Origin of the sequence: Micromonospora endophytica (assembly GCF_003236305.1) — a bacterium.
GTDB classification, from domain to species: domain Bacteria; phylum Actinomycetota; class Actinomycetes; order Mycobacteriales; family Micromonosporaceae; genus Micromonospora; species Micromonospora endophytica.
The window spans coordinates 1-8,849 of record NZ_POTX01000238.1; the positions used below are offsets into that span (position 1 = coordinate 1).

Annotated in this window: 9 protein-coding genes; 4 read left to right on the forward strand and 5 right to left on the reverse strand. The window is 71.1% G+C overall.

From position 1 onward, the window contains the following. From mobA to C1I93_RS25035, 3 genes are all read left to right on the forward strand, one after another. A partial coding sequence (gene mobA, locus C1I93_RS25025; protein WP_111245738.1) for a molybdenum cofactor guanylyltransferase occupies positions 1-665 on the forward strand: 665 nt, incomplete at its 5' end. Then, positions 662-919, forward strand: coding sequence for a DUF6457 domain-containing protein (locus C1I93_RS25030; protein WP_111245739.1), 258 nt, complete (start codon positions 662-664; stop codon positions 917-919). The genes mobA and C1I93_RS25030, both read left to right, overlap by 4 nt. Before the next feature lie 96 nt (positions 920-1,015). Continuing rightward, complete coding sequence (locus C1I93_RS25035) at positions 1,016-2,239, forward strand: T3SS (YopN, CesT) and YbjN peptide-binding chaperone 1 (RefSeq protein WP_258378341.1); 1,224 nt, start codon at positions 1,016-1,018, stop codon at positions 2,237-2,239. A gap of 6 nt (positions 2,240-2,245) precedes the next feature. On the opposite strand, the gene C1I93_RS25040 is transcribed toward C1I93_RS25035, so the two are convergent. The 3 genes from C1I93_RS25040 to C1I93_RS25050 form a co-directional block, all read right to left on the reverse strand. Further along, positions 2,246-3,202, reverse strand: a complete 957-nt coding sequence (locus C1I93_RS25040; protein WP_111245741.1) for a zinc-binding dehydrogenase — start codon at positions 3,200-3,202, stop codon at positions 2,246-2,248. A gap of 116 nt (positions 3,203-3,318) precedes the next feature. Continuing rightward, positions 3,319-5,211 carry a beta-propeller domain-containing protein gene (locus C1I93_RS25045; RefSeq protein ID WP_111245746.1) on the reverse strand — a complete coding sequence of 631 codons (1,893 nt, stop codon included), beginning with the start codon at positions 5,209-5,211 and terminating at the stop codon, positions 3,319-3,321. A 94-nt stretch (positions 5,212-5,305) separates the two neighbouring features. Next, the gene (locus tag C1I93_RS25050) at positions 5,306-5,764 is read right to left on the reverse strand and encodes an Lrp/AsnC family transcriptional regulator (protein ID WP_111245742.1); all 459 of its coding nucleotides are present in this window, start codon (positions 5,762-5,764) and stop codon (positions 5,306-5,308) included. A 59-nt stretch (positions 5,765-5,823) separates the two neighbouring features. On the opposite strand from C1I93_RS25050, the gene ddaH reads away from it, so the two are divergent. Beyond that, on the forward strand, positions 5,824-6,657 hold the full coding sequence (ddaH, locus tag C1I93_RS25055) for a dimethylargininase (protein ID WP_181445316.1): 834 nt from the start codon (positions 5,824-5,826) through the stop codon (positions 6,655-6,657). A gap of 74 nt (positions 6,658-6,731) precedes the next feature. On the opposite strand, the gene C1I93_RS25060 is transcribed toward ddaH, so the two are convergent. Further along, positions 6,732-7,931: an ABC transporter substrate-binding protein gene (locus C1I93_RS25060; RefSeq protein WP_111245744.1), complete on the reverse strand. Its 1,200-nt coding sequence runs from the start codon at positions 7,929-7,931 to the stop codon at positions 6,732-6,734. An 80-nt stretch (positions 7,932-8,011) separates the two neighbouring features. Further along, positions 8,012-8,809: an alpha/beta hydrolase family protein gene (locus C1I93_RS25065; RefSeq protein ID WP_111245745.1), complete on the reverse strand. Its 798-nt coding sequence runs from the start codon at positions 8,807-8,809 to the stop codon at positions 8,012-8,014. Positions 8,810-8,849: the final 40 nt, after the last annotated feature.

The window sequence follows — 8,849 nt, forward strand, 5'->3', positions numbered from 1 at the left end:
GGCGGGACAAGCCGACGCTGCCGGTCGGCGGGGTGCCGATGCGGGAACGCGTGCTCGCCGAGGTCGCCGACGCGTCGCCCCGGATCCTGGTTGGCCCCGGGCCGGCACCCCAAGGAGTACGCCTGACCCGGGAGGTGCCCCCGGGTGGCGGCCCGGTCGCCGCCATCGCCGCCGGGCTGGCCCTGCTCGACACCACCACGCCGGTACGCCTCGACACCGCCACGCCAGCCGCGCTCGACACCGCCACGCCAGCCGTGCTCGACACCGCCACGCCAGCCGTGCTCGATACGGCCGCGCCAACCGCGCTCGACGTCGGCGTACCGGCGGTTGTCGTGCTCGCGGCGGACCTGCCGCTATTGACGCGATCCGCCGTCGGCGAGCTGCTCCGTCAGCTTGACGAGCCCCCCGGAGTCGACGGGGTGTGTTTCGTCGACGGGACCGGACGGCGACAGACGCTCTGCGGGGTGTGGCGTCCGTGGGCGCTACGTGCCGCGGTAGACCGACTCGTCCGGCAACGCGGTGGGGAACTGGCCGGTGCGCCACTGCGGGAGCTGCTCGCCGGGCTCGCCGTACGCGAGGTGACGTGGTCCGGTGGCGGCCCACCACCATGGTTCGACTGCGACACTGAGCGCGACGTACGCCGGGCAGAGGAGTGGATACGTTGAGCGTGATGGACGACTGGGTCACTGCGGCCTGTACGGAGTTGGATCTCGATCCGGCGCTGGTGCCGGTGCCGACGGTGCTCGATCTCGCCCGGGATGTGGCCCACCAGGTGCTGCGACCGGGTGCCCCGGTCACCGCGTACCTGCTCGGTCTGGCCGTCGGTCGCGGCGCGGATCCCGCCGCGACCGCCGCCCGCCTCACCGAGCTGGCCGGCACCTGGCCGGTCGAGCTGGGCGGCGACCGCCCCGCCGACTGAAGCCCACCCGGTGCATCGATCATGTCCGATCACCGTCCGGGTCGAGCCGTTCCACGGGTCGCCTGGGTAGGGTGACCGGAACGGACGGAGGCGATCATGACGGCAGACCACCCCTCGGCGCCGCCAGGCACATCAACCCAGCAGGGCGCACAGACCCACCAGGGCACATCAACCCAGCAGGGCGCACAGACCCACCAGGGCACATCAACCCAGCAGGGCGCACAGACCCACCAGGGCACACCAGCTCAGCAGAGCGTGACGGCTCAGCACGGTGGGCCGGTGCACCATGAGTCGGTTCTGCTCGACGAGCCGAGCACGGCCGACCTGCGGGCGAAGGTGACCCAGGCATGGCAGGAGTTCGCGCGGGCGCTGGCCGACCGGCTGGCCGACCTGCCACCGGGCGCGCACGTCGAGTTGACGCTGGACCCCACCGCTTCCGGCACCGATGATGCCGTCTACTCCGTTGGCGTCGACATCGAAGCGGATGGCCGGTTCGCGGCTCGGGCGGTGGGCAACGCGGCGCTGCCGCAGGGACATCGGCTGGATCGGGCGGCAGTCGCCGACATGGTGGCGCTGGGCTGGTCACCGCCGGGTGTGGTGGAGGGCTCGGGAGATCAGTTCGGGCTGCACTGCGTGGCCGGAGAGCGCACCCGGTTGGCGGCTCTGCTCTCGCGTACCCTCCGCGACATCTACGGTGCTCCGCACCCGGCTTTCCTGGTCTACCTGATCGAGGATGCCGACGGCGAACCGTTGCCGGGTCCGCCGTTGGGCACCGCACGCGGCGGCTCCGACCTGGTCCGGGAGATCGAGACCGAGTTGGAGGAGGCGTTGGCCGTCGCCGGTGCGGACGGCGAGACCGAGGTGCTGGAGCTTGCCGACCGGGTCCGCACGGTCGTCTCGACGATGCTCAGGTCGGACTCGGACCGGGTCCAGGTCGACTCCGACGGTGACATCAACATCCGCGCCGGCTCGGCGATGGTCTTCGTCCGGGTCCGCGACAACCCACCGCTTGTCGATGTCTTCTCGCCGGTGCTCACCGAGGTCGAGCCCACCGAACGGCTGTACGTCAAGCTTTCCGAGCTGACCAACCGGATGCCGATCGGCCGCCTCTACTGTGCCGACGACACCGTGTGGGCCTCCATTCCGGTCTTCGGCCGCAACTTCCAGCCCACGCACCTGATGCTCGCGGTGCAGGTGATGACCGGTCTGGCGGACGAATTGGACGACCGGCTGCACGGTGAGTTCGGCGGCAAGCGCTTCTTCGGCGAGGGGGACAAACCGGTCCGGCGCGGTGAGCACCGCACCGGCATGTACCTCTGAACCCGGTCAGCGCAGGTCGAGCAGGGTCTTACCGACCGTCGCCCGGGAGCTGATCGCCGCGTGCGCGTCGGCCGCGCGTTCCAGGGGAAATCGCTGCCCGATCACCGCGCGGAGCTGTCCGGCCGCCGCCTCCGCCAGCGCCCGCTCGGTGTACGCCCGAAGCTGCTGTGGCGTCGGCGTCGGCCGGATCACCGTCACGCCCCGCCCGGCGGCGATCTCCTCGTCGATGCCGGCCCACTCGCCGCTGGACAGCCCGAAGCTGAGCATCCGGCCGCCCGGGGCGAGCAACTCGAAGGCTGACCGCCCGACCGTGCCGCCGACGCCGTCGAAGACGACGTCGACCGCGCCGACCGCCGCGCGTACCCGTCCGGTCCAGTCGGGCGCGAGATAGTCGACGGCGACCTGCGCGCCCAGCTCGCCCAGGAGCGCCACCTTCCGGGTGCCACCGGCGAGCCCGATCACCTGGCTGCCGGCTCGGGCCGCCAGCTGGACCAGCAGGCTGCCCACCCCACCGGCGGCGGCCTCGATCAGCACCCGGTCGCCGGGGCGGAGCGTGGCCGCGTCGGTGAGCATCAACGCGGTACGTCCGTCGGCGAGCACCGCCACCGCCTGGTCCAGCGACAGTCCGTCCGGCACCGGTACGGGGGCGGCGGCGTCCACCACGACCTGCTCGGCGTACGCGCCGGAGCCGCCGGTGCTGGTGACCACCCGGCGGCCGACGAGCGCCGGGTCGACGTCCGGCCCGACCGCGCCGATCACGCCGCCGACACCGTTGCCCGGGATCACCGGCAGCGCCACCTGCGAGGGCCCGAACCCGGTGGCCCGGAACTGGGTCTCCACGAATGTGATGTTGACGTGTGTCACGTCGACGAGGACCTGACCCGGACCGGGCACCGGGTCGGGGGCCGGCCCCGGCACCAGTTGATCAGGTCCACCGAACTCGCGTAACCACACTGCCCGCATGTCTCCCCCTTATTGACGGCCGGAGACCAGTTGACTAACTCAACCGAGGTTGAGGTCAAGGGGTGGGGCCCGGAAACCCCGACGAAACCGGGCCCCACTCCTCGGGGGAGGGTGAATCAGGTCGTGGCGATCCAGCGCAGGCTCTTCGCGGTGGCCGGATCGCTGGCCCGCAGGCCCGCCTCGGAGACGGTCCAGAGCACGTCGCCGATGACCAGCGCCCGGCGTACTGGCGGTGACCACGTCCACGGCAGCCGGCCGTCGTCCTCCCGGACATCGGGGTGAGTGATCTCGCCGATCTCGCTGAGCCGGTCACCTGTGACGCGGAGCAGCCGGATGCCGTCGTTGACGGGGAGTGCCAGCAGGCCGATGTCCGGCCGGTACAGGAAGGCGTGCGGGTCGTGTTCGGCGCTGGACCAGGAGTGCGGCAGGTGCCACTGGTGCAGCCGGTCCGGTCGGGCCGGATCGCGGACGTCGAAGAGGGACACCTGGACGCCCTCGACGCGCCCCTCCCGGTCGGCCTCCTGGCCAACGCCGAGCAGTCGTCCGTCGGGCAGCGGATGCAGGTACGCCGAGTAGCCGGTGATCTTCAGCTCGCCGGTGACCGTGGGCGCGCTCGGGTCGGTCAGGTCGAGTGAGTAGAGCGGATCGGTCTTGCGGAAGGTGACCACGTACGCGACCGGCCCGAGGTAGCGCACCGAGAAGATCCTCTCGCCGCGGCCCAGTCCGCCGACCATGCCGGTGGTCACGAGCGCGCCGTCGTCGCGGCGCAGCACTCGTACGGCGGACTCCGAGACCCGGCCCCCGACATCGCCGGTGGTGGTCGCGACCCGCAGGTGGCCGTCCCACTCGGAGAGCGCGTACTGGTTGATCAGCGATCCGGGCACCGAGCCGGCGGCGAGGTAGCGGGGGCGGTCCGTGCCGGAGATGTCGAACTGGTAGATCTCGGTGACCGAATCGCCCGCGCCGGGCCGCCGGCGCTGACCGGTCGACGCCATCGGCCGGTCACCGGCCAGATAGAGGCTTGTCGCGGTGCCGTAGACGGTGGTGGCGTCGGCGGCGACGGTGACCGGATCGCCGTCGCCGAGCCGGTCGGCGGTGAGGTCGAAGCTGAGTACGGTGAGCATGTCGGCACCCGTCATCCGCTCCGGACGACTCAGCCGGTCGCAGCCGACCCGGCCGGTGTGCCGCTGCTCGCCCGCGGTCCACTCGTACTCCGGCAGCCATGCCTCGACCCCGGCCTGGGCGATCACCGCGCGGTTGCGCGTGATCCGTGCCCGGTCGGTGCCGGCCCGCTCGATGGGGAAGGTCAGGTCGACAGGGGAGCGGACGACCACCCGCGCGGTACGACCGATCAGCCGGGCGTCGGCGGTGCCGCCCCGGATCTGGTAGGTGCCGAGCAACCGGGGCGGTCCGGAGAGGTCGACGAGCAGCAGCCGGGCCTCACCAGCGCCCGGCCCCCATCGGGCGCGGCTGACTGCCGAGTCCGCCGCGGCGTCGGTGAGCACCAGCGCCCGGTCGCCGAGCAGCAGCAGGCGGTGCTGCCCCCAGCTCAGCTCCTCGTCGCCGCCGGTCAGGTCGAGTTTTCCGGTGACCCGGCGGTCGACCGGGTCCACCACCCGCAGCACCCCGCCGTTGACCGTGACGATCCGCCGGCCGTCGGTCTTGACCAGGTCGGGCTCGTCCGCACCGATCTCGTGATTGTTTGTCCCGGAGTGTGTCGGTGCCGCCTCAGCGGGTGCCGCCGCCATGGACCGGGCCGACGACTCGGCACCGGCTGCCATGGCAACTGGGAACACGCCGTGATCGAAACCGTACGGGCCGACCGAGGCGGACGCCGCCGCGCGCAACTCGGCGACGGCCTCGGCGCAGGAGTCGAAGGAGACGAGGCTTGCCGGCACCATCGTCCGGCCGGCGGGCTCGTCGCGGCTCGGCACTGTCACGCTGCCGGCGAGCAGGGTGAGCGCGACGAGCGTGCCCCCCGCCGCGGTGGCTTTGAGTCCCCGTGTCATGGCCGGTTCGACGTGGCGGAGCGGCATCCGGTTCCGGCCCTCGTACGCCGATTCACGTTCGGTCTGCCGACTGCTCTGTTTGGTTGGCGGGCGGTCAGCGGGTGGAGGGGCCGACGCCCGGGGACTCCACCAGCCGGGAGAGCACGATGGTGCTGCGACTGGAGGTCACGAAGCTCTCCGCCCGCAGTCGCTCCAACGCCTCCTCTAGGTGGGCGATGTCGGCGGCGCGCAGGTGCACCAGCGCGTCGGCCTCCCCGGAGACGGTGTACGCGCCCACCACCTCCGGGTGCCGGCGTACCGCGGCACCGATCTGGGCCGGCGTGGTCCGGCCGGCGCAGAACAGTTCGACGAAGGCCTCGGTGGCCCAGCCGACCGCCGCCGGGTCAACGACAGTGGTGAATCCCCGGATGACCCCGGCTGCGCGGAGTCGGTCGACCCGCCGCTTGACCGCCGGAGCGGAGAGTGAGACCCGGCTGCCGATGTCCGCGTACGACGCGCGAGCGTCAGCCACAAGCAACGCAATGATTCGCTGGTCAACGGCGTCGATCTGCAATGTTCCGCCTCTGAGAAGCAATGGTTCTGGCTGTTCCGGAAGTTCGAGGGTACCTACTCTTGGTCACCGTGGACCAGCAGCGAGTGCCGCGAAAGCGGACATATCTCATGTGCTCCCCGGAGCACTTCACGGTCGAGTACGCGATCAACCCGTGGATGGATGTGACCGCGCCGGTCGACCCGGAGTTGGCGGTCAAGCAGTGGGACCGCCTGCGGGAGACCCTCGTCGGTCTCGGCCATGAGGTGCACCTGCTGGCGCCCGAACCCGGCCTGCCCGACATGGTCTACGCGGCCAACGGTGCGTTCGTGGTGGACGGGACGGTCTACGGGGCCCAGTTCAAGCATCACCAGCGGGCCGCCGAGGCGGCGGCGCACCGGGCCTTCTACGAGTCGCGGGGTTGGCGGTTCATCGCGCCGAACGAGACGAACGAGGGCGAGGGTGACTTCGCGTACCTGCCGGAGGCGCACGGCGGGCTGATCCTGGCCGGGCACGGATTCCGTACCGAACTGCCCGCACACGCGGAGGCGCAGGAGGCGCTGGGCCGACCGGTGGTGTCGCTGCGGCTTGTCGACCCGCGCTTCTACCACCTGGACGTGGCGCTCGCCGCCATCGACGACGGCAACATCGTCTACTACCCGGGCGCGTTCTCCGCGGCCAGCCAGAAGGTGCTCGCCCAGCTCTTCCCGGACGCCGTGCTCGCGGACGACGACGACGCCCTCGCCTTCGGCCTGAACCTGGTCAGCGACGGTGCCCACGTGATGCTCAACAGCGAGGCGACCCGGTTGGCCAGCCGGCTCAAGACGGCCGGCTACACCCCGGTGCCGGTGGAACTGGCCGAGCTGAAAAAGGGCGGCGGCAGCGTGAAGTGCTGCGTCGCCGAGCTACGCCAGTGAGCCGGCGCGGCCCGGCCGACTGTTAACAGGGGGCCCCTCCTATACACGAGGCGTTAACAGGGGGCCCCTCCTTACTACCCAAGCGTGGCGAGTTCGTTGACCATGACGTTGGAGAGCACCTGGCCGTCGCGCTGCACCTCGCGCAGGTACCACTTCTGCTGCGGGGTACGCGGCTGGTTGAACTGCCACGCGCCGCGCGGGCTGTCGATCTGACCGATCCGGCCCAGCGCCAGGTTCACCTGCTGCGGGGTGGGCGAGTCACCGGCGAGGCGGATCGCCTGGTCGAGCACCTTCGCCGCGTCGTACGACGCCATCGCGTAGGTGGTCGGCGAGACACCGTGCTTCTTGCGGTACGCCGAGGCGAACCGCCGGTTCGCCGCGTTGTTCAGGTCGGCGGAGTAGTTCAAGGCGGTGTGGATGCCGAGCGCGTCGTTCGCCGGGCGGATGCTCTCCAGCACCGCGCCTTCGGTGAGGAAGCCGGGCGCGTAGATGGTGCCCTGGAACCCGGCGTCGCGCAGCTGCATGATGAACTCGCTGGCCGCCGTGCCGGAGTAGAAGCAGAAGACCGCCGTGGGGTTGGGTGCCAACGCCCGGCCGATGTCCGAGACATATGCGGTCTTGCTGGGGTTCGGGCTGTTGGAGGTCCAGGTCACCGGGTCGGCGATGCGCGGGTCGGACTCACCGAACTCCTGGCGGAAGCCGCGCAGCACGTCGTCGACGCCGACTGCCGACTCGGGCAGGATTATCGCGACCCGGTCGTTGCTGCCCAGCTCGTCCCTGAGGTAGCGGCCGAGCGCCCGGCCCGCCTCGTCGAGCACGTACGAGGTGCGCCAGATGTAGACGACGCTCTGCAGGCTCGTCGGTGAGGCGTTCGAACCGATGAGCGGGACCCGGGCCTGCTCGATGGTGTCCCGGATGCCGAACATGACGGCCGAGCTGGCGACCCCGGTCAGCGCGAGCACACCCTGCTTGAGTAGCCCGTCGACGGCGGCCTGGCCGCTCTTGGCGCTGTCTCCCTCGTCGGCGACGAGCAGGTCGACCCTACGGCCGCCGAGGCTCTCCCCGTTGAGATCCAGGTAGAGCTGGAACCCGTTGTTGAGTTCGTCACCGATGGCCTTGCCCGGACCGGACTGCGGTGCGATCAGACCGATCTTGACCGGTGTGAGCGTCTCGCTGCTGCTCTCCTCGGCGTCGGAGCCACATCCGGCGACGAGTCCCCCCGTACCGAGTGCGGCCAGCAGCTGGAGTGCCCGCCTGCGGTTCATCTGCGACACCGGGTTCCCTTCAAGTACCTTGCCGGAGCGGCCTTTCGCCCCTCCGGCGTTCTACCCGTTTGGCGACGCTGCGTCAATGGCTATTGATCTTCGTTGAGAGACCGCAACGCGCTGGTTATCTTCGGCCAGACGGTCGACGTCGGGTCGATTAGTCCGAAATGCTCGCACTCTGGCAGCTCGACAAGGTGCATATCGGCACCGGCCTGCTGAGCCGTGGCGACATAAGCCCTGCTCAGCGCGATCGGAACCTGTTGGTCCAAAGTGCCGTGCATCACTACGGTGCGTATGGTCGAAGGGATCAGGGCGCGAGGGTCGGCCTCGGCGTACCGCTCGGGCACGTCGGCCGGTCCGCCGCCCAGCAATGCGGCCACCGCGCCCGCGTCCAGATCCAGTCGGTACGCCTCAGCCAGGTCGGCGACCGGAGCGAGGGCGAGCACCGCGCCGACGGCGTCCGGTGCCCGGGCTGCCGCGTACAACGCGAGGTGCCCGCCGGCCGAATGGCCGATCAGGATGGGCGGGGCCGGTGCGACCTGACCGGGCAGGGCGGCGGCGGCCAACCCGGGCAGCGCGGACACCCCGGCCAGCACGTCGGTGAGCGTGCCCGGCCAGCCGCCACCGGGTTGTCCGGTCCGCCGGTATTCCAACTGGGCGACCGGGTGCCCGAGCGCGGCCAGCGCGGCGGCCAGCGGGCCGGTGTGCCGTCGGTCGTACTCCACCCGCCAGAACCCGCCGTGCAGCACGATCAGCAGCGGTTGGGGCGGTCCCTCGCCGGCCGGTCGCCGGAGATCGGCGATCTGGTCGGGGTGCTCGCCGTAGGCGACTGTCACCTCCGGCTCCGGAGCGGGCCGGGTCAGCACGGCACGGGGATCGGGCGGCATCGGCCGACGGTAGCGCGATTCGTGCGTACCTGGGGGGTGG